The organism is Virgisporangium aurantiacum, assembly GCF_016863635.1.
Classification (GTDB): domain Bacteria; phylum Actinomycetota; class Actinomycetes; order Mycobacteriales; family Micromonosporaceae; genus Virgisporangium; species Virgisporangium aurantiacum.
Genome location: NZ_BOPG01000043.1, coordinates 26077 through 50245, shown reverse-complemented (window position 1 = coordinate 50245; position 24169 = coordinate 26077). Strand labels below are relative to the sequence as shown.

Here is a 24169-nt window from a genome sequence, read left to right as displayed (position 1 = left end):
CCAGACCGGCGGAGCCGGGGGGTTCGATGCCCCCAAGACTACCCGCGTCCCCTCATTACGCTGGCCGTGTGCGGGTTGCGGTGCGGGCGGTGGCGGGCCTGGCCATCGGCATGCTCACCGCGCTCGTTGCGGTGGCGTGCCTGGCGCTCGCCGGCCTCGTGATCGCGCCCACGCTCGCCTGGCCCGCCGGGCGGGCCACCGTGTTCCGGCTGGTGAGCACCGGTGTGATCCGGCTCACGCGGCTGGAGCAGTGGCGCCTCGGCCGCTTCCTCGGCGATGCCGAGGCCGCCGGCTACCGGGGGTACGGGCGCGAACGGGCCCTGGCCTACCTCGGCGTGCGCTGGCCGGTGGGCCTGCTCGGCGGCGCGATCCTGCTGCTCACCGCGTACGGCGCGGGCACGATGGTGGCGTTCACGTGGATGTGGGCCACCGGCGGCACGCCCGACGGGATGCGGTTCGAGCTGTGGATCGCCGCGTATCTGTTCGTGTTCGCGGGGGTGCTGGCGTTTCTCGCGCTGCAGGGGCTGATCGGCGTGGTGCGCCTGGAGCGCCGGCTGGCCCGCCGCTTCCTCGGCCCCACCGACGCCGACGCGCTGCGCCGGCGCATCGAGGAACTGGCGACCAGCCGCGCCGAGGTGGTCGAGGCGGTCGACGCCGAGCGCCGGCGCATCGAACGCGACCTGCACGACGGCGTGCAGCAGCGGCTGGTGGCCCTCGGCATGCTGCTCGGCCAGGCTCGTCGCCATCCGACCCGGTCGGCGGAGCTCGTCGAGCGGGCGCACGACGAGTCGCGCCAGATCCTCGACGACCTGCGCGAGGTGGCCTGGCGGGTGTACCCGACGGCGCTGGACAACCTGGGTCTGGCGGAGGCGCTGGCCCGGGTGGCGGAGCGTTCCCCGGTGCCGGTCTCGCTCCGGTACGAGTTGGTGGAGCGGCCGCCGGCGCCGGTCGAGGCGGCGGCCTACTTCGTGGTGTCGGAGGCGGTCACCAACGCGACCAAGCATGCTGTGGCCGGCCGCATTTCCATCGCGGTGGCAACCGGCGAGGATGGTGCGGTGCTGGTCACGATCACCGACGACGGCGCCGGCGGGGCCGATCCCGCCGGCAGCGGCCTCACCGGGCTGGCCCGTCGCGTCGCCGCGCTCGACGGCCGGTTCCTCGTCGACAGCCCCGTCGGCGGCCCGACGGTGGTGTCCGCGGAGTTCCCGTGCGGGTGATCCTGGCCGAGGACTCGGCGCTGCTGCGCGACGGGCTGCGTCGCATGCTCACCGACGAGGGGTACGACGTGGCCGCCGCGGTCGGCGACGGCGCGGCGCTGCTGGCGGCCGTCTCCGCCGCGGAACCCGACCTGGTGGTGGTCGACGTGCGGATGCCGCCGACCCACACCGACGAGGGCATCCGGGCGGCCCTGGAGATCCGGCGCCGCTGGCCGTCGGTCGGTGTGCTCGTGCTCTCCCAGTACGTCGAGCAGAAGTACGCCGTCGACCTGCTCACGGGCGCGAGCGCGCGGGTTGGCTACCTGCTGAAGGACCGGGTCGCCGACGTCGGCGAGTTCCTGGAGGCGCTTGCCCGGGTGGGCTCCGGCGGCACCGCGTTCGACCCGGAGGTGGTGCGGCAACTGCTGCGCCGCACCACCCACACCGACCCGCTGAGCCGGCTCACGCCCCGCGAACAGGACGTGCTCGCCGAGATGGCGCAGGGCCACAACAACCCGTCGATCGCCGCCCGGCTGCACGTGTCGCAGAGCGCGGTCGAGAAGCACGTCAAGGCGATCTTCGACAAACTCGACCTGGCCGACGCCGACGGCTACAGCCGCCGCGTGCTGGCGGTGCTGCGCTACCTGGGGTCGTAGGCGCGGGCGCGGCCGACCGCGCGCGTCGTCGCCAATGCCCTTTCGCGGCGGTTGCGCCGCACCCGCGCGACCACGAACACCACCGCGGCGACCGCGACCGCCGCAAGGACGATCTTCGAGTAGACGCCCACCGAGCTCTCGATCACGTGCCAGTTCTCGCCCAGCACGTACCCGGCGACCACGAACACGGTGTTCCAGATCGCGCTGCCCAGCGCGGTGTAGAGCAGGAAGACGCCGAACCGCATGCGCTCCACCCCGGCCGGCACCGAGATGAGACTCCGGAAGATCGGCACGAACCGCCCGAAGAACACGGCCTTGGTGCCGTGCCGGGCGAACCACGCCTCGGTGCGGTCGACGTCGGACAGCTTGAGCAGCGGCATGCGCGCGACGATGCGCCGCAACCGGTCGCGCCCGATGAGCGCACCGATCCAGTACAGGACGATCGCACCGGCCACCGAGCCGGCCGTCGTCCAGATCAACGCGGCGGTGAGACTCAGGTTGCCCTGGCTGGCGCTGAACCCGGCGAGCGGCAGGATGACCTCGCTCGGTAACGGCGGGAACAGGTTCTCCAGGGCGATGAGCAGCCCCGCACCCGGCGCGCCCAACGCCTCCATCACCGACACGGCCCAGCCCGCGATATCCATCTCTCGAACCTAGAAATGGATCATGCCGACCGTAATGTGGCGCCCCGCCGAATCGACCTGTGGTTTACCCCAGGGTCAGCGGGTCTGCATCAAGCCGATCTGGTGGCCGTCGGGGTCGACGAGGAAGACCATCCACAGGTCACCGGCGGGGTCGCGGTGCACCACGTGCGGCGCGTCGAGGAAGGCCACACCCGCCTCGCCCAGGCGTTTGTACTCGGCGTCCAGGTCGTCGACGCGGAAATAGAGGACGCACTTGCTGGCGAACTCCGGCGACTCCGGCGTCCCCAGGTACAGCCGGACGTCGCCGGCCTGGAAGAACGCCATCGGCTGGTTCGGCACCTGGAACAGGAACGTGATCCCCAGCACATCCCGGTAGAACTCGATCGACCGGTCGACGTCGCTGACGCTGATGTGCACCTGCCCGAGGGCTCCGACTGCCATGCCCCATTATGTTCAACCCGGAAACAGGAGCCCACTACGCTCGGACCACGTGAAGGAAGACGCGGAGTACGACGCCGCCCTTAGGTCCGATATCCGCCGCCTCGGCACCCTGCTCGGGCAGACGCTCGCCCGCCAGGAGGGCCAGCCCCTGCTCGACCTCGTCGAAGAGGTGCGCGCGCTCGTGCGGGTCGACGGCGGCGCGGCCGCCGAACGTCTCGCGACCATGGACGTGCCGACCGGCATCATGCTGGCCCGCGCCTTCTCCACGTACTTCCACCTGGCCAACATCACCGAGCAGGTGCACCGCGCCCGCGACCTGCGCCGGGCCCGCGGCGAGGCGGGCGGCTGGCTCGACCGGGCCGCCAAGTTGATCGCCGACCGGGGCGTCGGCGTGCGGGAGGTCAGCGCCGCGGTCAGCCGGTTGGCCATCCGTCCCGTATTCACCGCGCACCCGACCGAGGCCGCGCGCCGCTCGATCCTCACCAAGCTCCGCGCCGTGGCCACCGAACTCGAACGGGAGGCCCGTGCGGCCGCCGTCGACGGCTGGACCGACCGCGGCGGCACCGACCGCCGGCTCGCCGAGGTCATCGACCTGCTCTGGCAGACCGACGAGCTGCGCCTGCAGCGCCCGGAACCGGCCGACGAGGCCCGCAACGCCGTCTACTACCTGGCCGACCTCGCCGACACCGCCGCACCGACGGTGCTGGAGGACCTCGCCGACACGCTGGCCAACCTCGGCGTACCGCTCTCGCCGACCGCGCGTCCCCTGACCTTCGGATCGTGGATCGGCGGCGACCGCGACGGCAACCCCTACGTGACCCCGGCCGTCACCCACGACGTGCTGCTGATCGCGCACGAGCACGGCATCCGGCTGGCCGAACGGCTCGCCGACCGGCTCGTCGACGAGCTCAGCGTGTCCCGTCGGGTCCGCGGCATCTCGCTCGACCTGGCCGCGAGCCTGGCCGCCGACCTCGACGCCCTGCCCGAACTCGCCGACCGGTACCGCCGCGTGAACGCCGAGGAGCCGTACCGGCTCAAGGCCCGCTGCATCCACCTCAAGCTGGGCAACACGCGGAGGAGGCTGGCGTCCGGCGCGGAGCACCGGCCCGGCCGCGACTACCTCGGCACCGGCGAACTGCTCGCCGACCTGGAACTGATGCGCGCGTCACTGGCCCGCAACGGCGGGCAGTTGACGGCCACCGGCCGGCTCGCCTCGGCCATCCGCACGCTGGCCGCGTTCGGGCTGGGCCTCGCCACGCTCGACATCCGCGAGCACGCCGACGCCCACCACGAAGTGCTGGCGCAGATGTACAAGCGGGTCGGGGAGGTCGACTACGCGACGCTCGACCGGGCCGGCCGGCTACGGGCCCTGACGAAGGAACTCGCCAGCCGGCGCCCGCTCAGCGGCGTCGACACCCCGCTCACCGACGGCGCCCGCAAGACGTTCGACGTGTTCCGCACGATCCGCCGCAGCCAGGAGCGGTTCGGGCCGGAGGTGGTCGAGTCGTACATCGTCTCGATGACGCAGGGCGCCGACGACCTGCTGGCGCCGGTGATTCTGGCCCGCGAGGCGGGGTTGGTGGATCTCGGCGGCGAGCGGGCGCGGATCGGGTTCGTGCCGCTGCTGGAGACGACCGCCGAACTCGACAACGCCGGCCCGCTGCTCGACCAGTTGCTCACGATCGAGCCCTACCGCGCGGTGGTGCGGGCCCGGGGAGACGTGCAGGAGGTGATGCTCGGCTATTCCGACTCCAACAAGGAGGCCGGCATCACGACGTCCCAATGGAGCATTCACCGCGCGCAGCGGGCGCTGCGCGATGTCGCGGCCCGGCACGGGGTGCGGCTCCGGCTCTTCCACGGCCGCGGCGGCACCGTCGGACGCGGCGGCGGCCCCACCCACGAGGCGATCCTGGCCCAGCCGTTCGGCACGCTCGACGGCGCGATCAAGGTCACCGAACAGGGCGAGGTGATCTCGGACAAGTACACGCTGCCGAGCCTGGCCCGCGACAACCTGGAACTCACGGTCGCCGCCGTCCTGCGCAGCGCCCTGCTGCACACCGAGGCCCGGTTCCCCGCCGAGGACCTCTCGAAATGGGACGACGTGATGTCGACCGTCTCCGGAGCGGCGTTCCGCCGCTACCGGCAACTGGTGGAGGAGCCCGATCTTCCGGCGTACTTCTGGGCGTCGACGCCCACCGAACTGCTCGGCGCGCTGAACATCGGCTCGCGCCCGGCCAAGCGTCCCGACAGCGGCGCCGGCCTCGGCGGGCTGCGCGCGATCCCGTGGGTGTTCGGCTGGACGCAGACCCGGCAGATCATCCCCGGCTGGTACGGCGTCGGCACGGGCCTGGCCGCCGCCCGTGACGCCGGGCTGGGCGACCAGCTGAAGGAGATGCACGAACGCTGGTTCTTCTTCCAGACGTTCCTCTCCAACGTCGAGATGATGCTCTTCAAGACCGACCTCGCGATCGCCTCGCGGTACGTGGCGGCGCTGGTGCCGGAGCGGCTGCGACCGCTGTTCGACCGCATCCGCGAGGAGTACGACCGGACCGTGGCCGAGATCCTCGCGCTGACCGGCGAGTCGAAGCTGCTGGAACGCCAGCCGGTGCTGCGCCGCACGCTGGCCGTCCGGGACACGTACCTGGAGCCGCTGCACCACCTGCAGGTGGCGCTGCTGCGCAGGTACCGGGCCGAGAACGACCCGCGGACGCCGGCGGACCCGACGCTGCAGCGGGCGCTGCTCACGACCGTCAACGGGATCGCGGCGGGGCTGCGCAACACCGGGTAAGCGAACCGTAAGGGTCATCGGACGCCGCAGCGCGTTGACTGGACGCGTGAAGCGTTTCCTGTGGGTGGCCATCGGGGTGGTCGCGGTCGCCGTCGGGGCCGGGCTGTACTGGTTCGAGCCCTGGCGGTTGGTGACCAGTACGACGGTCAACGAATCGTTGGCGACCCCGCCGGCGCCGTCCGCGTCGGTTTCAGCTTCCGCGGCTCCGGCGGCGCCGCAGGTGGTGCTGCGCGGTGCGTTCGTCACCCATGAACATGAGACGAAGGGTGACGTCCGCGTGGTGCGCCACCCCGACGGGCGCCACACGCTGGAACTGGTCGACCTCGATACGTCCGACGGGCCCGACCTGCGCGTATGGCTCTCCGATCAGCCGGTGCGCGAAGGAACCTCGGGCTGGCGGGTGTTCGACGACGGCCGGTGGGTCGAGCTCGGAAAGCTGAAGGGAAACCGCGGCAACCAGGTCTACGAGATACCGGCCGAGGCCGACCTCACCGCGCTGCGCAGCGTCGCGATCTGGTGCAAGCGCTTCTCCGTCTCGTTCGGCGCCGCAGCTCTCACCTGATTGTCGGCTTCGCGTCAGGGCCTGACAGGATATGTCCTCATGACCAACGGCTGGGTCCTGCCCGAGGGCGTGCTGCGCGATGCTCCCGCATATACACCGCGTCCGCACGAGCTGGCCGATCTGGAACTGATCCTCTCCGGCGCCTACGCACCGCTCACCGGCTTCCTCGGCCGCGACGACGTGGCGTCGCTGGCCCGCACGGGTCGCCTGGTCGACGGCACGCCCTGGCCCGTACCGGTGACGCTCGAAGTGCCGCCGGGCATCGCCGAGCAGCTCGACGTCGACAATCCGCTGCGGCGGGTCCTGGTGCTCACCGATCCCGAGGGCGCGCCGGTCGCGGCCGTCGACGTCACCCAGAGCTGGCCCACCCGCGAGGGGACGGTCGGGGTGTGCGGCCGCATCCGGCGCATCGGCGAGGGGCAGCAGGGACCGTTCCGCCGGCTGCGCCGCTCCCCCGCCGACGTGCGCGGCGTGCTGCCGCAGGGCCGGGTGCTCGGGATCTTCGCCGACCGGCCGCTGCACCGGCCGCAACTGGCCCAGTTGGCGCACGCGGCCCGCACTCTCAACGGTCACCTGCTCGTTCTGATCCCGGTCGGCGGGCCCACCGCCGACGGAATCTCGGCCGAGTCGCTCGTGCGGTGCATTCTCGCCGCCCGCGACCGGATGCCACCGGCCACGATCGTCGGCGTGCCCCTGTCGGCACACGGCGACGAGATCCGCGACGCACTGCTGCGGGCCCGGGTGGCCGCCGCGTACGGGGTGACGCACCTGCTCGCCACCGGCGCGTCGATGATGTCCGGCGGCGGGCTGCGCGTGCTCGTCCCCCGGGAACTCGCCTACGACAGCCGCGACGGCCAGTGGCGCAGCCGCGACGACATCCCGCCGAAGCACCGGCGGCCGGCGCTGGACCCGGCGGAGGTCGACGACCTGCTCGACCGCGGCGCACCGTTGCCGGAGTGGCACACGCCGCCCGCGGTCGCCCGCGAGATGATCAGGGCCCGGCCGCCCCGCCGGCAACGCGGCCTGGTGCTGTTCTTCACCGGCCTGTCGGGGTCGGGCAAGTCGACGATGGCGCGCGGCGTCGTGGAGACGCTTCTGGAGACCGGCGAGCGCACGGTCACCCTGATGGACGGCGACGTGGTGCGCCGTCACCTCTCGGCCGGTCTGGGCTTCTCCGCGATCGACCGGGACATCAACGTCCGTCGCATCGGCTGGGTGGCCGCCGAGGTCGCCCGCCACGGCGGGATGGCGGTGTGCTGCCCGATCGCCCCGTACGAGGCCGCCCGCCGGGCCGCCCATGACTTCGCCCGGGCCGCCGGCGCCGGATTCATCCTCATCTGGGTCAACACGCCGCTGGCGGAGTGCGAACGCCGCGACCGCAAGGGCCTCTACGCGAAGGCCCGCGCCGGGCAGATCAAGGGCATGACCGGCATCGACGACCCCTACGAGATCCCGGTCAACCCCGACCTGACGATCGACACCACCGACCTCCCGAGCGGCGAAGCAATCGCGACGGTGATGCGGTACCTGGGCGCGAACGGGTGGATCGAACCGCGGCAGGCAACGGAGAAGCGCGCCCAGGCTCCGAGCGCCTAAGCGAACAGTTCGTCGATCGTGGTGGCGGTGGCCGCCCGAGCGATCCAGATTTCGAGCTGTTCGAGGTCGGTGCAGGTGGAGATGCGTGTGCGCAGGAACTCCGGGACCTCGACGTTCCGCGCCTTGAGGACCGCGAGGATCGCCTGGATCTCACCCTCGGCCTGGCCCTCGGCCATCAACCTGGCGTAGGTCCTGGGAAGAACGGTCTTGGCGAACTCGATGTCCGAGACCTGAACAGTTCCCATCATTTCCTCCAGAAGGTTTCTGGCCGCCACCGGCAGTGCCTGTGCGACCAATTGAAGATATACCTGGGCATCCTCGGGATTGAACCGCTCGAGCGAGGCCACCAGCACCGGCAGCACCAGCCCTGGGTGTTCGCCGCCGTGTGCGAGCGCCGACAGCACCGCGAGTTCGCGACAGTCGACGACGTCGTCCTCCGTCGCAACGACCGGCACCTGGTCGGGCCCCAGGGCGACCAGTTCGAGCAGCAGGCCCGGCTCGCCGGTGCTGATCGGAATGGCCGCCCACTTGGCCACGGCCAGGTCAGGACAGATGACGAGAATCGAGACGGGACATTCGAGCCGCGCGTGGACCGTGGCGACGTAGACCGGCCAGACGTACTTCTTCCTCGCGAGGGGCCGCAACTGGACCTCGACCACCACGGCGTACACCGGCTCTTCGACGTCGGGATCGGGGTCCTCGAACGCGATCACCGCGTCGGCCCGGTACTCGGTCGGCATGACGTTGGTCAGATCGGCGGGGAGCAGCACCGCCCTCCGGAAGTCGGGCACCTTGACGTCGAACTGCCTACGTAGCAGGTCGGCGACGGATTCGGGGCGCTGGCGTATCAGGTCGATCAGCGCCTCGTGTTCAAACGAAACAGGCATAGATACGAGACTAGACGTTCATGAACGAGTTGGCTGCCCCGTCATGAGGCCCCGGACGGCCCGGCCGTGTTGAATCCAGTACGCTCGTACTGCTAGCAGATTCCATGAGAGGAGCGCCCGGCCGATGGCCAAGATCAAGGTTGCGAACCCGGTCGTCGAGCTCGACGGCGACGAGATGACCCGGATCATCTGGAAGCAGATCCGGGAGCAGTTGATCCTGCCGTACCTCGACGTCGAGCTGGAGTACTACGACCTCTCGATCCAGTACCGCGACGAGACCGACGACCAGGTCACCGTCGACTCGGCGAATGCGATCAAGCGGCACGGCGTCGGCGTCAAGTGCGCCACGATCACGCCCGACGAGGCCCGCGTCGAGGAGTTCGGCCTCAAGAAGATGTGGCGCTCGCCCAACGGCACCATCCGGAACATCCTCGGCGGCGTCGTGTTCCGCGAGCCGATCATCATGTCGAACGTTCCGCGGCTGGTGCCGGGCTGGACCAAGCCGATCATCATCGGCCGGCACGCCCACGGCGACCAGTACAAGGCGACCGACTTCGTGGTACCCGGGCCCGGCAAGGTCACCATCACGTTCGCTCCGGAGGACGGCAGCGCACCGATGGAGTTCGAGGTGGCGAACTTCTCCGGCGGCGGCGTCGCCATGGGCATGTACAACTTCGACGACTCGATCCGCGACTTCGCCCGCGCGTCGCTCCGGTACGGGCTCGACCGGCAGTACCCGGTCTACATGTCCACCAAGAACACGATCCTCAAGGCCTACGACGGCCGGTTCAAGGACCTCTTCCAGGAGGTCTTCGACGCCGAGTTCGCCGACGAGTTCAAGGCCGCCGGCCTCACCTACGAGCACCGGCTGATCGACGACATGGTGGCCGCCGCGCTCAAGTGGGAGGGCGGCTTCGTCTGGGCCTGCAAGAACTACGACGGCGACGTGCAGAGCGACACCGTCGCGCAGGGCTACGGCTCGCTGGGCCTGATGACGTCGGTGCTGATGGCCCCCGACGGCAAGACCGTCGAGGCCGAGGCGGCGCACGGCACCGTCACCCGGCACTACCGCCAGTGGCAGAAGGGCGAGAAGACGTCCACCAACCCGATCGCCTCGATCTTCGCGTGGACCCGGGGGCTCGCCCACCGCGGCAAGCTCGACAACACCCCCGAGGTCACCCGGTTCGCCGAGGCGCTCGAGCAGGTGTGCGTCGAGACCGTCGAGGGTGGCCAGATGACCAAGGACCTCGCGCTGCTGATCGGCCGCGACGCGCCGTGGCTGACCACCGACGAGTTCATGAACGCCCTCACCGACAACCTGGGCAAGAAGCTCAGCTGACGGAAGGCCCGAAAAGGCCCCGGACCATATGGTCCGGGGCCTTTTCGGCTAGGTGCTAGGCGTTGCGAACCGGGAAGCGGACCGTGTCGAAGCCGGGCGTCGAGTTGGCGAACGCCATCATCGGGAGCCGGTGCGAGTTGGCACCGAGCCAGATGGCGCAGCGGGCGGTTCCGGCGGTGGGCAGTCCGGTCACGTTGATCGTGATCCGGTCCGGCGTCTCGGATCCGGCCCTGTCCTCGAGCGCGACGAAGAACTGGGACCGGTTAGGCGCCGGAGCCTCGTTCTCGTTCGGCAGGACGTTGCAGGAGATGTGGGCGTGACCGTGAGGCAGGCCGTTGGCGGCGAGCGTGTCCATCTCGGCGTAGTAGCCGCCCTGAGCCGCGGCGAGGAACCGGTCGCGGATGATGTTCCGGGTGCTGATCACCAACGTGAACGGCGTGTTCGCCGTGACACCGTTCTCGGGGAACTCCACGATCAACGCGGTCGGGTTCTTCGCGAGCGGGCCGACCTCACCGTGGTCGGTCGCGACACAGCGCTCGGCGTCCGCCTGGAAACCGTCGTGCTTCGTCTTTTGGCTCTGGTCGCAACTGGTCGACTGGATGTCGAGCGGCGGTGTGGTGCTGGTGCTGCTCGGGCTGGCCGATGCGGTCGACGGAGTGGTCGGCGTGCAGTTCGGCCGCGGGTTGCGACCAGTGCGGTTGATCCGCTGGTTCGGGTTGTCGTCGTCGGCCCACTGGTACACCTTGCGACCGTTCTGCGTGGTGACCTGCGTGCCGCTCTTCTTGCTGGCGCTGCTGCTCGGGGAAGCGGTGCTGCCCTGGGTTGCGCCACCCGTGCTGGTGGGCGGGCATGCCGACTGTGGCGGCCTGTTTCCACCCCACCGGCGCCAGGTCGAGGCGCCGGCTACCTGGGTCACCGTGAGCAGACCACCGGCGACGACCACTGCTGCGAGCACCGCGAGCACGCGCTTGTTCCTGTATGGGGGCGGCGTACTTGCCGACCTTCGGCCCATGGCGGATACCTTTCTCGTTCTCTCATCGGGGCCCGCCAAATTCGTGCGGCGAGTCCGGGAGTGCGCCGTCTCTTCCGACGGCTGACTCGACGTCTCTGTACCCCACCAAGCTATGAGTGGGGAATATCGGTGTCAACGCAAGTTGGCCGATATAAACAACCCCCCGAACTCACTTAATGGAGACTTCAGGATGGCCGTTTCGACGGTTGACCCGGTTCCGACGCATAGCACATAAGCGCAGGTCAGCAGGGGTATAAGCGATGCCACTAATGCGCGGCTGCCGATTTCGAAAGATCAATTTAAGGCGCCCGTTGCCGGGCCGTGAATTGGCGGGACGAATAGTGTCGCGGCGCGTGCTACGCGTTATCGCGATCGGTATCGCCGCCACGCTCCGACGCGTTTCCACCCCGCCGCGCGATGGTGGCGGTGGCCGCGCCGCCGATTGTTTTCCGGGTCACCGTCCGCCGCCGATCCACGGCCTTTTTCGCCGCCGTGGACCGCACCACCGAGCGACGCTGAACGCGCACAGGTTCGGCGACCTCTTCGACCTCGGCCGGAACGGCCTCCGGCTCGGCCTTCGCCGCAGCGGCTGTGGCCTTGGCCTTGGCCTTCACCGGTGCGGTCTTCGCCGAAGCCGGAGCCGGCGCCCTCGTGGCGGTGCCCGCCCTCGTGGCGGTGCCCGCCCTCGTGGCGGTGCCCGCCCTCGTGGCGGTGCCCGCCTTCGTCGAGGCCGCGGCCTTCTTCGGCGGCGCGCCCTTCTTGCGCTGGCCGGCGGGAACCCGGGCCGCGGGAGCGGCCTCGTCGGCGAGTTTCGCGCTCGCGCTCGCGGCGCCACGGCGGCGCTGCCAGTACAGCGCGAACCCGGTCAGTGCCGCGATGAGCAGCAGCGCTACGGCAAGCCTGACCGTGTTGGAGCTTCCGGCGTTGTCCGGATCCTGGGCGGCCGGATCGGCGGCCGCCTCGGTCTGCGCCACGCCCGTGTCTGCCGCGCCGCCGTGCCCGACCTCGGGCACCTCGCCGGGCTTGAGTGGCACCAGCTTGACCGCGAACGCGGGGTGCTGCGCCCCGGCCGTGGGGGCGTCGACGCCGGCCCACGTCTCGGTCGAACCGTCGGACCGCGTCACGATCACGTCGAGATACAGGAATTCGGCGTCGGGCATCGGGCCCATCGCGAGGGGCAGCAACGACGTGGCGCCGGGCTTGATCTCCTTGCCGGGCATGGTGGTCCAGACGACCGCGATCGGCACGTCGTTCTCCGGGTTGTCGTCGACCTTCTTCATCGTGATCAACGGCGCCCATTCACCCACCGCGATCGGGTAGATCTCGGCGATGTTGTATTCACCGGGGAAGCGCACCTCGAACTTGGTGACCGACGCCGTCGGGCTGTCGTTGGTCAGCTTGAACGCGACCCGCGCGCCGCCGGTGCGCTGGGCCTGCTCGGTATCGAACGACACGTCGGCCGATGCGGCCCCGGCGAACCCGAACACGGCCACCGCCGAGAGTCCGGCAACGGCTGTGACGAGACCTGCCCAGGCGCGTGTCGCCCGCTGCGCATAACCCATACCGGGGTATTCGCACGGCGGCGCCGTGCGGTTCCCAAGATCTTAAAACAAATTCGGGGTGACGCCGTGAGCGCGCGAGGTCAGATGCCGCGACCGCGCTTGTGCAGCGCGCCGAGCACCGTCTCCACCCGGACCGCGCCGGAGAGCGCGGCCAGCGCGATCGCCGCCCGCGGCTCCCGCCAGTTCGAGCGCACCGCCTGCCGCACCCAGTGCACGGCACCGCTGCGGTCGCCCCGCGCGGCCGACCAGCAGGCGAGCTGACCGTAGACCCGGCCGGCGCCCACACCGTCGAGACCGATCTCCGGGTGGCGCTCCATCATCCAGCGCAGCGACGAGATCTTCGTGTCGTACTGGTGCGCGAAGAACGACGTCCGGCCCCAGGCGACCTCGATCAGCGGCTCGTCGAGGTGCCGGACCGGCGCCCGCTTCGCCGCCCGGAGCAGCAGGTCCCAGTCCTCGTTCTGGCTGCCCGGCGCGTCCTCCGCGACCAGCCCGAGCGCACCCTCCTCGCCCAGCACCGCTCGTCGGATCAGGAACGACGACGCGTGCAGCATCGCCATCCGCGAGCGCACCAGTTCCGGCACGCCGACCCGGCCCATTCCGGCCAGGCGCGGGGTGCTGATGCCGTCGAACCGCACGTTCATCGCGCAGGTCGCGAACTCGCCGGTCCCGAGAAACCTGACCTGTCGGCGGAGCTTCTTCGGCGACCAGACGTCGTCGTCGTCGCAGAACGCCACGAGGTCGGTCGAGAGGTTGAGGATGCCGGTGTTGCGGGCGCCGGCGAGGCCGGGCGTGCGGCAGTTCACCAGGACCATCACCGGGCGGTCGCCGGCCCGGGCGAGCATGTAGTCCGGCGTCGCCTGGTCGAAGACCACCACCGTGCGCACCTCGCCCGGGTAGTCCTGCGCCTCGACGGCGGCGATCGCCCGGTCGAGCATCTCGGGTCGGTTCCGCGTCGGGATGACCACCCCGACGGAAGGCCACCTCACGACGCGCGTCCCATGTACCCGTACGCGGACAGCAGGGGCGCGGTCAGCGCACCCACCAGACGACGCTGGCCCTTCGGGAGCGACCGCCGCCAGGCCTCGTCGCGACGCAGCGGAACCGACCCGATCGTGAACCGCATCGGGTTGCCGGCCGCGCTGTGCGACGGCCCGAGGTCGGCGACGAAGCCGTCGTCGGTCGCCCGCAGGAACGACATCTCGTGCGCGGCCTCCGGCAGTTCGGCGAACCGGGCGATCTCCCGCAGCGTGGTCATCGGGTCGGCGAGCAGTTCCTCGTACCGCACCCGCAGCACGTTCACGCCCAGCCGGCCGAGCAGCCCGAACGACGCGTTGTGCGCGTTCCACAGCAGTGCCGACCGGCTCGGGGAGTAGCGGGTCATCTCCTCGTCGGTCTCGGCCTCGGGACGCATCACCTTCTTCGTCCACGAATAGGCGACGCCGCGGCTGTCCCGCACCACGTGGACGACGCGCAGGTCGACGCCCTCCGCCTGGCGCAGGCAGTAGGCCAGCGCGCTGTGCTTCGACGAGTCGACCACGGCGGTCGCGCCGGTCACCGTCGCGGCGGCCGCGTAGACCTTGCTGTAGTAGTCGGCATATTCGGTGAGGCCTTTGGGCTTACGGCCGAAGGCCATCCGCGGGATGTGCCGGGTCCGTTCCACGTCGGCCGCGAGCTTCTGGACGCGCTGCGGGTCGACCGCGTCCCATCCGCCGAACGCCTCGACACCGACCTTCTGCCAGAACCCGCATGCGGAGAAGCGGTCGCCGCAACCGCACCGCTCGTCATCGACAAGATCCCGTTGCCAGAGGTGCACCACCTCGCCGAGTGGGCTAACCCCGGGGAGCTGCCCCAACAGGCGCTCCAACAACGTCGTCCCGCTGCGGCCAAGGCCGCCCAGGAAGAGCACGCGTACCACGGACCCTCCTCGTCTCGTTATGTCCGTATAACGAGGAGTACGGGGGGTCGGAGACGATATGTCAGTTTTCGTATTGCCGGACCCGGACACGGTGGCCCTGGGCGGCCTCCGGTTCGCCGCGCTGACCGAGGGAGAGGTCGTCCACCGGGTACGCGCCGCGCTCGCGCGGGGCATCGGTGGTCGCATCGCGACGCCCAACGTGGACATCCTGCGCCGGGCCGAACTGGACGACTCGGTCCGGGCCGACCTGGAGACCGCCGACCTGTTGGTCGCCGACGGCGCCCCGCTGGTGTGGGCCGCGCGGCTCGCCGGCACCCCGCTCCCCGAACGGGTGACCGGGTCGGGGCTGATCTGGGCCCTGTCGTACGGCCTGGGCCAGGACGGGTCCTCCGTCTACCTGCTGGGCGGCGACCCGGCGACGGACGGTGCCGCGCGGGCCGCCGACAACCTCCTCGGCCAGTTCCCCGGCCTGCGGATCGCCGGCTGCGAAAGCCCCGAGTACGGGTTCGAACGCGACCGCCGCTCACTGCAGACCGTCATGCAACGCGTGGTCGAGGCCGAGCCCGACCTCGTCTTCGTGGGGCTGGGTTTCCCGAAGCAGGAACGGCTGATCGAACATTTGCGGCCGGTGCTGCCGACCTCGTGGTTCCTCGGCTGCGGCGCCGCGATCAACTTCGTCGCCGGTGACTGCGAACGGGCTCCCGTCTGGATGCAACGCTCCGGCCTGGAGTGGGCCCACCGGCTGGCGAAGGAGCCCCGCCGGCTGGCCCGCCGCTACCTCCGCGAGGACGCCCCCTACGCCGTCCGCCTGCTGGCAACCAGCGCAATGCGCCGCGACCGCACCGACCCCGACGAGTGGGAAGACGTCCTCACCCCCACCGAACGCGAAAAGTGGTTCAGCGAAGACGGCGCCCCCGACCACGTCCCCTCGGCCCCCCACCTCGCGGTCCCCCAGGAGAGCCCCACCCCGGAGCCGCCGCGGGCCGCCCGCCCGAGGCCGCGCCCCCGCCCCCGGTAGACGGCCGCGAAACTCACCGGGCACGCATGAACATCAACTTCGGAAATGATGTTCATGCGTGCCCGGTCGTTTCCCGGGACTCACCCGCGCGGGGCCACGTTGAAGTACGGGTCGGACGCCATCTCCCGGAATGCGGCCAGCGCCGCTGCGTCGTCGGTGATGCTGAACATGCCGTCGGGCTTGCGGTCGTCCGGGTCGGACTCGAAGTAGAGCACGGCCTTGACCTGCGGGTTGGCCTTGAACACGGCGGTGCCGTTGCGGATCCAGGCGGCGCGCTGGGAAGACGGGTACTGGCGGGCGACGCCGAACTCGCCGATCATCACCGGCTTCGACGGGCGGGCCGCGGCGAACGCGAAGAACGGCCGCAGGTGGTCGCCGAGCGGCACGAACCGCGCGCCCGAGTAGACGTCGACGCACACCCAGTCGACCTGGTCGTCACCGGGATAGAACGACGGCGCGTTGCCGCGTTCGAAGCCCTCGATCGTCGGGCACCACACCCACGAGGCGTTGCGCACGCCCTCAGCGGCGAACAACGAGCGAACGTGCTTCCACATCGCGATGTAGTCCTCCGGCGACCACATCGTCGCCTGGAGGTTCGGCCGGTCCATCTCCCAGCGGTAGCGCAGCAGCAGCGGCTTCCCGTAGTCGCGCACCTGCCGGGCCCGCTCGCGGATCAGCGCGTCGTGCCGTCCGGAGACCACCGACCGGCTGTCGCCGCCCGCCCAGCTCAGCATCAGCGTCGACCGCGCGCCGAACGTCAGGTCGGAGTCGGTGAAGAACGGCTCGTCGAAACGCTTGTACGTGTGCACGATGTCGAGTTGCCGGCCGAGCGCGGCCTCCCACGTCGACACGGCCTCGATGCGGCCGGGCTGGGTGACCGCCCGCGGCTTCACCCACGAACCGAACAGGGCACCCGTCGGCGGCACGTACACCGGCCCGGCGGCGAACGGCCCGGGGTGCGTCGCCTGTGACGACGGCACCGCGGAGAGGTTCGGCTCGGGCGGCGCGGGAGACTCGTGGGAGCAGCCGGTGGCGAGCACGAGCACCGTGCCCGCCACCAGAACGAGGGAACGGATCATCGGCGCCGCGCCACGTACAACACGTCGGTTCCCCACCGCCACAGGAATGGCACCCGGCACAGGAGGTCGTCGACCACCCGGGCCGCCGGCCGCAGCCACGACCGCCGGTAGGCGCCCGCCGGCAGAACCGCGAACGCCCGCGCGGTCACCAGCTCGAACCCATGCCGTTCGAACAGCGACAGGACCTGAGCGTGCGACAGTTCGGAGAACCACGCCTCCGCGGCGTGCCGGCGCGCGGCGAGGTGCCGCAACGACTGCCGGTTGCCGTGGTTCTCCACCACGAGCAGCCCGGCGTCGGCGGTGGGCAGGGCGGTCGCGGCGAAGGCGATCGCGCGGTCGCGAACATCTTCGGGGACGTTCAGCAGCAGGCGGAACATCGTCACCAGCGCGGGACCGTCGGAACCAGCAGCGGGTACCGGCAGCGGGCCGCTGGCCGCGATGCGGTGCAGCGTGGCGCGGGTGCCGGCCTCGGCGGCCTTCGCCAGCATCTCGGCCGACGGGTCGTAGCCGTGCGCGGCCCGCACCAGCCCGTGCAGCAACCGGATCGCCCGTCCGGTGCCGCAGGCGAAGTCGTGCTGGACCGGCCGGCGGTCGTGGAAGGTGCGGGCCACCAGGTCGCGCACGAACCGCCGCTGCCGGTTGTTGACGTGCGACGCGTAGCTCCCGGGCGCGTACACGACGTCGGTGTACTTGTCGACGTTCTCCGTCGACTGGAAGATCTCCGCGTAGTCGGCTCTCATGACTTTCCTCTCAACAGGTGCAGGTTCAGGAGCCGGCGCATCCGGTAGGCGCCGGCGAGGAAGCAGAGGGCACCGGCGGCGCTCGTCGCGGTCACGGCCGCGGGGCCGGCTCCGGCCACGGTCGCCAACAACGGGGGGACGCCGCACGCGCCGGCCGCGAGCGCCGCGGCGTTGCGGGTGGGCCGCCCGAAGGGGTGCACGCCCAGCGTCCGCCAGATCTGGGCCAGCGGAACGAGGTTGTTCACCAGCACCGCGGCGGCCAGCCCGAGCGCCGCGCCGACCGCGCCCCACAAGGGAATCAGGAACGCGTCCAACGCGACCATGGTGAGCAGCGCGGCGAGCACGTTGTAGAGGTTCCAGCGGGTGCGGCCGCCCATCGACAGCACCATGTCGACCATGCCGCAGCCGGTCGCGACGAGCATCGCGCCGGCGAGGATCCACACGACGGCCGCACCGTCCTCATAGGACGGTCCGAACAGTCCCAAGTAGACGGTGGCGTTCGCGGCGACGGTGAGGTGCAGCGGCCAGGTGGCGAGGATCAGCCATGCGGTGGCCTGCTGGTAGAGCACGCGCACGCCGTCGACGTCCTCGACGGCCAACCGTTCGGCGAGCCGGGGCTGCACCGCCTGCGACAGGCCACCGCCGGCCACCTGGCTGAGCACCACGTACTTGCCGGCCACCGCGTACAGGCCGGCGGCGTGCAGGCCGCCGAGGGCGGCGAGCAGCAGCACGTCGACCCGTTGCAGGGCGAGCTGGGCGACGCTCGCGAGGGCGCGCGGCGCGGTGAACGTCCAATAGGCCCTGGGCGTGAAGACCTCGGCGCCGCTGGCGCTGCCGTCCATCGCGTGCACGCGGCCGAGCGTGTAGCCGGCGAGCAGCACCACCGGCAGGTAGGGCGCGGCCCAGGCGGCCGCGAACACCGCGGTGCCGCCCGCGCCCCACACGATCACGGCGACGAGCGCGATCAGTTGCAGCGACGGCCGGAGCAGCCGGTCGAGCACCACGGTCGGGCGCAGCGCGCGGTAGCCGCGGGCGGCCGCGAGGATCGCGTCGGTGAGCACGGCCAGCGGCAGGAACACCGCGAGGACGCGCATCGCGCCGGCCATCGCCGGTGGCGCCAACGACGCCACGAGCCCGAGCGCCAGCCCGGCGACGGCACCGGCGACGGCCACCGGGACTAGCCCGTGCCGCAGGCACCGTTCCAGGTCCTGCCGGGCGCCCAGCGTCCGCAGCCGGGCCGGCCAGTACACCAGGGACGTCTGGGTGCCGAGCCGGGCCACGCCGGCGGCGAGCGTGAACGCCGCGAGGGCGGTGAGGAACGCGCCGACCCGGCCGGGATCGCCGAGCCCGCGGGCGACCAGCCAGGTGGCGCCGAATCCGGCGGCACCGGCGACGGCCGCGCCGATCAGGTTCAGCACCCCGCCCCGGCCGGCCCCGCGCAGCAGCGCGGTGCGGTCGGATGTGCTTCCGGCGCGTGGCGGCGGTGCTAGGACAGCCACGACGGGGTCCGGCCGAGCCACTCGGCCAACTGCTCGTTGTAGGGGGCGTAGTGCTCGGTCAGCTCGGTGCTCAGCGCGTCCGGCAACGGCACCCGCGGACGCGCGTTGTGCCGCTCGAACACCGGGTAGTGCGCGCCCACCTCGGTCGGCGACGGCAGCCCGAGGAAGTCCAGCACCGCGTCGTACACCGGCTCCGGCTTCGTGAAGAACTCGTGGCTGTCGACGACGTGGATGCTTTCCCGCCCGACGTGCTCGGCCATCCGCCGCAGGTAACGCACGTACTCGCCGCGGGCCCGGTAGGCGTGGTGCTGGTGGGAGAAGCTGTAGTGGCCCGGCTCGCTCAGCATTTTCTCGGTGACGCCGTCGAGCCGTTCCGGCTCCAGCGCCAGCGCCGCCGCGAAGTCGTGCTCGGTCTCGAATCCGCGGGCGACCTCGTGGGCGTGCTGCGAGTACGCCCGCTCCACCGGGTCGCGCACCAGCACCACGAGCTTCACCGACGGCAGGTCGGTGGCGATCCGTTCCATCGCGTGCGGGTGGTACATGTAGTACGGGCTCGACTCGAACGTCTGCACCGGCACGCCCAGGTCGCGCTCGATGCGGGCGGCCTGCCGGTACGTCGGGAAGTGCGCGCGGTACCAGCGCAGGCCCCGGTCGTATCCGACGTCGAAGTAGTGCACGCCCTTGTGCAGCACGGCCTTCAGCACCGCGGGGTGCGTGGCGAGCGCCCGGTACATCGAGGTGGTGCCGCACCGCTGGCCGCCGCAGATGAGGAACGACGGCAGCATCCGCTGCTCGGCGGTGAGCCGGCCGTAGTTGCGGGAGCCGAGATGCACCACGGCCTTCACCGGCTCGGGGATGTTACGACCGGAGAGCTTCACAGATCCTCCACAGTGGACAGAAGTACCGGGAGCAGCCAACTGCCGAGCACGCCGAGCCGGGCGCCGGCCTCGGCCTGACGGTCGGTGAGGTACCGGGCGGCGAGGTCAACCAGGTACAGCAGCGCGGTGACCCGCACGGCGGCCGGCGTGGTCACCCCGAACGGCGCGAGCAGGCCGGGTGCGGCGGCGAGCGTCTGGCGCACCGCGTCGGCGCCGTCGGACTGGGCGCTGATCCGCTGCTGCAGGTCGTGGTGCACGGCGTCGTAGCCGAGCGGGACGCCGATCGTGAACCGCTCCCAGTCCCACACGAGGATGCGGTCGGCCACCGGGCGCATGTTCCACGGCGCCCAGTCGCCGTGCCAGGCGCCGAACGTGAGCCGCACGTCGCCGGCCGCGGTGCCCAACCGAGCCGCGGCGCGACCCAGCTGGAACCCGTCCGGGTGGTCGGCGACGTCGGCGAGGCGGGCCAGCAACCGGGCCCAGTAGCCGCTGCCGCCGAGCGTGCCGGAGCTGATCCCGCACGCGGTGGCGACGGCGTGCATCGCCGCGGCGCAGCGGGCCCGGTCGGCCGGCACCCGCGGCTCCCACACCGGCAGCGCCGCCTGCACGAGCACCTCGTGCTCCCGCCACTGTCCACTGTGGAGCAACTTCGGCACGGCGACGCCGTCGATCGCGGCACCGCTGAGCGTCACCAACGCCGCCGCCTCGGCCTTCACCAGCCCGCGCGTCAACTCGTTGACGCCGAGCTTCACGAACGCCACCGTCTCACCCGCCGGGGTGAGCACCTGCAGCACCGGCTTGCGGTTCGCGCGCGCCGGTCCGATGTGGACACCGAGCCGGACGTCCATGCCCAGCGCGTCCCGGAGATGGGTTTCGATCGTGTCGCGACCGCCCGGCGCCGTGACGCGGTCGCGCAGCAGCGCCGACGCCGCGCCCGTACGCAGGGCGGCCACCACGGCGTCCCGCTTCAACCGCGCGAGCCGCGACTGCGGCTCGGCATAGCGCGCGACGGCGGCCGCCGCGACCTTCCGATCGGCCGCCGGAACGAGGATCCGCGGCCGGCGGGCGTCGGGAACGAGGACGTACTCGGTGCTCGTTGTCGCGTCGTCGTGCGGCGAGGGATAGAGCAGCGCGAGCACTTCGCGGACGTACTCCGCGCGCAACTGGGCATCGTCGGCCGACAGGTTCGCCGGCGCCGTCCTAACCGGCATGGTCGGAATTCCTCCAGAGCAGGGCGTATGCGCAGAAGGTCCAGGCCAGCGGCGTGACCAGCGCGTTGTACCAGAACATCGCGGCGAGGCTCGCCACGATCGCGGCCGAACCGGCGATGCCGATGGCGCTGTGATCGCGCCGGAACCGCCACAGGCCGTACAGGAAGAAGCCGAGATACGTCACCGTGCCGAGCAGGCCGTGTGCGTACAACAGTTGCCACAGCTGGCCGTTGCCGCCGATGGTGAAGCTGCCGCAGCGCTCACACCGGCTGTTCGGGCCGACGGCGATCGAGTTGCGCCCACCCATCGTGCTGCGGGTCGAGCCGAACCCGATCAGCGGCGACTCGACCATCCCGTCGACGGCGCGCTCGGTGAGGTACATGCGCACGCCGTTGCTCTTGCCGTTGTCGAGGCGCGCGTTCACGACGTCGCCCAATGGGGTGACCGTCAGCGCGACCCCCAGGACGAGCGCCGTACCGACAACCGTGACCAGCGCGCCGAGCCGGCCGCGCATCGCCATCCTCACAGCGACGTAGACGCCCATCACGCCCAGCCCGATCCACAGGCCGCGGTTGAGCGAGTAGATGACCGGGATCAGCGAGACCAGCAGGCATCCCACGGCCAGCACCCGGCGTTTCGCGGCGGCGATGAACCACACCACCAGGAGGCAGTAGTTGTTGCCCCACGTGTTGGTGTAGCCCCAGGGCGCGGCCGGACGCGGTTTCGGGTCGCCGATCAGGTCCATCACCTGTGCCGCCGACGGGTGCACCAGCGACTGGACGAAGCCCATCTTCGCGATGTGCTTCGGTAGCAGCAGCTCCACCGGCGAGGTGAACTCGAAGGTCCCGGCGAACGTGCCCAGCAGGCCACCGGCGACGGTGACCACGAACAGCCAGCCCAGGAGCTTCACGTGCTTCTGTTGCGACAGCGCCGTGCGGTTGCCCAGGTAGATCAGGAAGACGGTCAGCGCCAGGTACTGGCCGAACCGGAACACCACCGCGACCATGCGACCCGAGGCGGTGTCGGGCACCGTGCCCTGCGGGTCGGCGCCGAGCGCGGCGACGCCGGCCACCACCACGGCGAGGAACGCCAGCCACCATCCGAACCCCGGCGGCAGTTGCACCTTCCGGCCGGCCCGGTGCTGGCGGAACAGGGTCATCACCATCACCGGCGCCACGGCCAGGAAGATCAGCACGCCGAGGCCGAGCGCCCACCACACCGGGTACCCGATGATGATCCACGTGACCAGGCGGCCCCGCCCGGGCTTCGGCTCGGGTCGTCGCTTCCTGGGCTCGTCGAGATCCGCGGCCTCGATCAGTGCTGTCGTCACCGCGGCGCCGACGTGTTCGTGGCCGGCGCCTTGCGTGGCTTCTTCCGGGTACCGACCTTCTTCATGACGACGGTGTCGGCGTCGGCGACCGCCTCGTCCTCGGTCTCCTCCTCGTCGAGGTCGAGCGCGTCGTTGTCGTCGTCCTCGTCGTGGGCCCGGGCCGGCGCCGGTGGTGGCTCGTCGCGGTGACGCACGAGGCGCGGCAGCACCACCGCGCCGAGCAGCGGCGTACCGACCCTTCTGAGCTGCTCGGCGGCGTCGGTGACGTCGGCGTAGCGGGTCCGCTTGAGTTCCACGGCCACCAGGGCGATGTCGGCGAGGCTGGCGACGCTCTGCGCGTCGGCGCTGGTCGACGTCGCCGGCGCCTCGATCACCACGTACTCGGCCTGCCTTCTGAGCGACGTGAGCGCGTCCCGCAGCATCTGCGACTGCAGCAGGCCCGACGCGCTCGCGGTGCCACCGGTGGTGATCACCGACAGCCGCGGCTGGCGCGACGCCCGCTGGACCGCCCGGCCCAGCGCCACCTTTCCGGCGAGCACGTCGCTGAGGCCGGGGACGGCGCGGACGCCGAGCAGCCGGGTCACCGGCGCCAGTTCGGCGACGCTGTCGGGCAGGTGGGCGCAGACCAGCACGGTCTGCCCGCCGGTGCGGGCGAACGCCGCCGCCAGATTCGCCGCCACCACGGTCGACGCCGAACCCCGGCTCGCCCCGGCGACGACGATGACCTGCCCCCGGTCGCCTCTCTCGGCGAGAGCTCTACCGGTGCCGTTCTCCTTCATCGGCGACCCGGCGACGACCTCGTTGCGGAGCCGGTTGAAGACGCGGCCGCCCGCGCCGAACGGCGGGAACACGTCGTCCAGGCGCGGGCGGACCTTCGGGGGCAGGGCGGCGAGCACGGCGACGTCACATCGGCGGGTGAGATCGTCGGGCCGGCGGATCCGCCGGTCGAGCCGTTCCCGCAGGATGGCCGCACCGGCACCAAGCAGCAGGCCGACGGCGGCACCGGAGCCCAGGTTCAGCGGCAGCACCGGCTTGCTCGGCCGCTCGGGCAGGTTCGCGTCCCGGATGATCTTTCCGGCGCTGACGGTGGTGGTGACCAACTGGTTCAGCCGCGCGGAGAGCGTGTTCACCTGGTTGGTGATCGTCAGGCGCTGACTCTCCAGGTTGGGACGCTCGCTGCTGTCCGGCCGCAGGCTGGCCAACCGGGAGTTGATCGGCGCCAGCGCGGCGTTGAGCTGTTTGAGCTTGCCGTCGATCGTGGCGATCTGCTCGGCCAGTTCGTTGGCGGCGGTCTCTTCCCGGTTACGCAGGTAGGCCTCGGCGAACGCGTGCGAGCCGGCCTGGGCGTCCCGGGCGCCGCCGGCCTTGAACGTGATCACCAGGACGCTCGTGTTCGCCGGCACCTCCACCGACACCTTCCCGGCCAGGGAGTCCGGCGCTGCCGTCGACCTCAGCAGCTGGGCCGCGTCGGTGGCGACCGCCGTGCTCCGCACCAACTGCGCCTCGGTGTCGAGGTTGATCTCGCCCTTGGTGCGCCCACCGGAGACGTTCGTGTCCTGTCCGGCGCCGGTCGGCTGCACCAGCACGGAGGTGGCCGACTCGAAGACCTTGGGCTGGCGGGCGGTGACCTCATACGCTCCGACGACCCCGAAGATGGTCAGCAACGCGACGATCCACCAGTGCCGGCGCACCATGCCCAGCAGGTCTGACATGTCGTACGAAGCCGCGTCCAAAACACCCCTCCGCCGGTCCGGGCGGCGGAAGCCGCTCCAGAGGGCTAACGCCACGAAAGGGACGTACGTAACGCGGCGGA

At 71.2% G+C, this 24169-nt stretch carries 22 protein-coding genes; 8 read left to right on the top strand and 14 right to left on the bottom strand.

Annotated features, from left to right (window positions below; all coding sequences use genetic code 11):
• Positions 1-68 precede the first annotated feature (68 nt).
• Both Vau01_RS31430 and Vau01_RS31425 read left to right on the top strand, forming a co-directional pair.
• Complete coding sequence (locus tag Vau01_RS31430; RefSeq protein WP_239151992.1) at positions 69-1217, top strand: sensor histidine kinase; 1149 nt, start codon at positions 69-71, stop codon at positions 1215-1217.
• The gene (locus Vau01_RS31425) at positions 1208-1852 is read left to right on the top strand and encodes a response regulator (RefSeq protein ID WP_204000081.1); all 645 of its coding nucleotides are present in this window, start codon (positions 1208-1210) and stop codon (positions 1850-1852) included. Before Vau01_RS31430 ends, Vau01_RS31425 begins: the two co-directional genes overlap by 10 nt.
• On the opposite strand, the gene Vau01_RS31420 is transcribed toward Vau01_RS31425, so the two are convergent.
• Entirely contained in the window at positions 1837-2496 is a 660-nt protein-coding gene (locus Vau01_RS31420; protein WP_204000079.1) for a DedA family protein, read from the bottom strand. The two genes, Vau01_RS31425 and Vau01_RS31420, sit on opposite strands and share 16 nt — an antisense overlap.
• 75 nt (positions 2497-2571) lie before the next feature.
• On the bottom strand, positions 2572-2937 hold the full coding sequence (locus Vau01_RS31415; RefSeq protein ID WP_204000076.1) for a VOC family protein: 366 nt from the start codon (positions 2935-2937) through the stop codon (positions 2572-2574).
• A 49-nt stretch (positions 2938-2986) separates the two neighbouring features.
• On the opposite strand from Vau01_RS31415, the gene ppc reads away from it, so the two are divergent.
• Genes ppc through cysC form a run of 3 tightly spaced genes read left to right on the top strand, consistent with a single transcriptional unit; the run spans position 2987 to position 7883 of the window.
• The gene (gene ppc, locus Vau01_RS31410) at positions 2987-5725 is read left to right on the top strand and encodes a phosphoenolpyruvate carboxylase (RefSeq protein ID WP_239151991.1); all 2739 of its coding nucleotides are present in this window, start codon (positions 2987-2989) and stop codon (positions 5723-5725) included.
• A 34-nt stretch (positions 5726-5759) separates the two neighbouring features.
• Positions 5760-6287, top strand: coding sequence for a DM13 domain-containing protein (locus Vau01_RS31405; protein ID WP_204000072.1), 528 nt, complete (start codon positions 5760-5762; stop codon positions 6285-6287).
• 39 nt (positions 6288-6326) lie between these two features.
• Positions 6327-7883: an adenylyl-sulfate kinase gene (gene cysC / locus Vau01_RS31400; protein ID WP_204000067.1), complete on the top strand. Its 1557-nt coding sequence runs from the start codon at positions 6327-6329 to the stop codon at positions 7881-7883.
• On the opposite strand, the gene Vau01_RS31395 is transcribed toward cysC, so the two are convergent.
• Entirely contained in the window at positions 7880-8770 is an 891-nt protein-coding gene (locus Vau01_RS31395; protein WP_204000064.1) for a hypothetical protein, read from the bottom strand. The two genes, cysC and Vau01_RS31395, sit on opposite strands and share 4 nt — an antisense overlap.
• A gap of 124 nt (positions 8771-8894) precedes the next feature.
• On the opposite strand from Vau01_RS31395, the gene Vau01_RS31390 reads away from it, so the two are divergent.
• On the top strand, positions 8895-10109 hold the full coding sequence (locus Vau01_RS31390) for an NADP-dependent isocitrate dehydrogenase (RefSeq protein WP_204000062.1): 1215 nt from the start codon (positions 8895-8897) through the stop codon (positions 10107-10109).
• 55 nt (positions 10110-10164) lie between these two features.
• On the opposite strand, the gene Vau01_RS31385 is transcribed toward Vau01_RS31390, so the two are convergent.
• Positions 10165-10533, bottom strand: coding sequence for a hypothetical protein (locus Vau01_RS31385; RefSeq protein ID WP_204000058.1), 369 nt, complete (start codon positions 10531-10533; stop codon positions 10165-10167).
• Here Vau01_RS31385 and Vau01_RS31380 point away from each other — a divergent pair.
• Complete coding sequence (locus Vau01_RS31380; RefSeq protein WP_204000056.1) at positions 10523-11206, top strand: hypothetical protein; 684 nt, start codon at positions 10523-10525, stop codon at positions 11204-11206. The genes Vau01_RS31385 and Vau01_RS31380 overlap by 11 nt on opposite strands.
• A 271-nt stretch (positions 11207-11477) precedes the next feature.
• Here Vau01_RS31380 and Vau01_RS31375 read toward each other — a convergent pair whose 3' ends face one another.
• The 3 genes from Vau01_RS31375 to Vau01_RS31365 all read right to left on the bottom strand — a co-directional run bounded on the left by Vau01_RS31375 (position 11478) and on the right by Vau01_RS31365 (position 14601).
• The gene (locus tag Vau01_RS31375) at positions 11478-12614 is read right to left on the bottom strand and encodes a DUF1775 domain-containing protein (protein WP_204000053.1); all 1137 of its coding nucleotides are present in this window, start codon (positions 12612-12614) and stop codon (positions 11478-11480) included.
• A 149-nt stretch (positions 12615-12763) separates the two neighbouring features.
• On the bottom strand, positions 12764-13672 hold the full coding sequence (locus Vau01_RS31370) for a glycosyltransferase family 2 protein (protein ID WP_204000050.1): 909 nt from the start codon (positions 13670-13672) through the stop codon (positions 12764-12766).
• The gene (locus tag Vau01_RS31365) at positions 13669-14601 is read right to left on the bottom strand and encodes a sulfotransferase family protein (RefSeq protein ID WP_204000047.1); all 933 of its coding nucleotides are present in this window, start codon (positions 14599-14601) and stop codon (positions 13669-13671) included. The genes Vau01_RS31370 and Vau01_RS31365 overlap by 4 nt, the downstream gene beginning before the upstream one ends.
• Before the next feature lie 58 nt (positions 14602-14659).
• Between Vau01_RS31365 and Vau01_RS31360 the strand changes: the two genes are divergently transcribed.
• Complete coding sequence (locus tag Vau01_RS31360; RefSeq protein WP_204000044.1) at positions 14660-15619, top strand: WecB/TagA/CpsF family glycosyltransferase; 960 nt, start codon at positions 14660-14662, stop codon at positions 15617-15619.
• An 80-nt stretch (positions 15620-15699) separates the two neighbouring features.
• Here Vau01_RS31360 and Vau01_RS31355 read toward each other — a convergent pair whose 3' ends face one another.
• Genes Vau01_RS31355 through Vau01_RS31325 form a run of 7 tightly spaced genes read right to left on the bottom strand, consistent with a single transcriptional unit; the run spans position 15700 to position 24068 of the window.
• On the bottom strand, positions 15700-16698 hold the full coding sequence (locus Vau01_RS31355; RefSeq protein ID WP_204000041.1) for a glycoside hydrolase family 26 protein: 999 nt from the start codon (positions 16696-16698) through the stop codon (positions 15700-15702).
• Positions 16695-17438, bottom strand: coding sequence for a methyltransferase domain-containing protein (locus tag Vau01_RS31350; protein ID WP_204000039.1), 744 nt, complete (start codon positions 17436-17438; stop codon positions 16695-16697). The genes Vau01_RS31355 and Vau01_RS31350 overlap by 4 nt, the downstream gene beginning before the upstream one ends.
• The gene (locus Vau01_RS31345) at positions 17435-18937 is read right to left on the bottom strand and encodes a lipopolysaccharide biosynthesis protein (RefSeq protein ID WP_239151989.1); all 1503 of its coding nucleotides are present in this window, start codon (positions 18935-18937) and stop codon (positions 17435-17437) included. The genes Vau01_RS31350 and Vau01_RS31345 overlap by 4 nt, the downstream gene beginning before the upstream one ends.
• Positions 18925-19815 carry a sulfotransferase gene (locus Vau01_RS31340; RefSeq protein WP_239151988.1) on the bottom strand — a complete coding sequence of 297 codons (891 nt, stop codon included), beginning with the start codon at positions 19813-19815 and terminating at the stop codon, positions 18925-18927. Before Vau01_RS31340 ends, Vau01_RS31345 begins: the two co-directional genes overlap by 13 nt.
• A complete protein-coding gene (locus tag Vau01_RS31335) occupies positions 19812-21026 on the bottom strand; it encodes a hypothetical protein (protein ID WP_204000036.1) in 1215 nt (404 codons plus the stop codon). The genes Vau01_RS31340 and Vau01_RS31335 overlap by 4 nt, the downstream gene beginning before the upstream one ends.
• A complete protein-coding gene (locus tag Vau01_RS31330; protein ID WP_204000034.1) occupies positions 21016-22356 on the bottom strand; it encodes an O-antigen ligase family protein in 1341 nt (446 codons plus the stop codon). Before Vau01_RS31330 ends, Vau01_RS31335 begins: the two co-directional genes overlap by 11 nt.
• Positions 22353-24068: a Wzz/FepE/Etk N-terminal domain-containing protein gene (locus tag Vau01_RS31325; protein WP_239151987.1), complete on the bottom strand. Its 1716-nt coding sequence runs from the start codon at positions 24066-24068 to the stop codon at positions 22353-22355. The genes Vau01_RS31330 and Vau01_RS31325 overlap by 4 nt, the downstream gene beginning before the upstream one ends.
• Positions 24069-24169 lie beyond the last annotated feature (101 nt).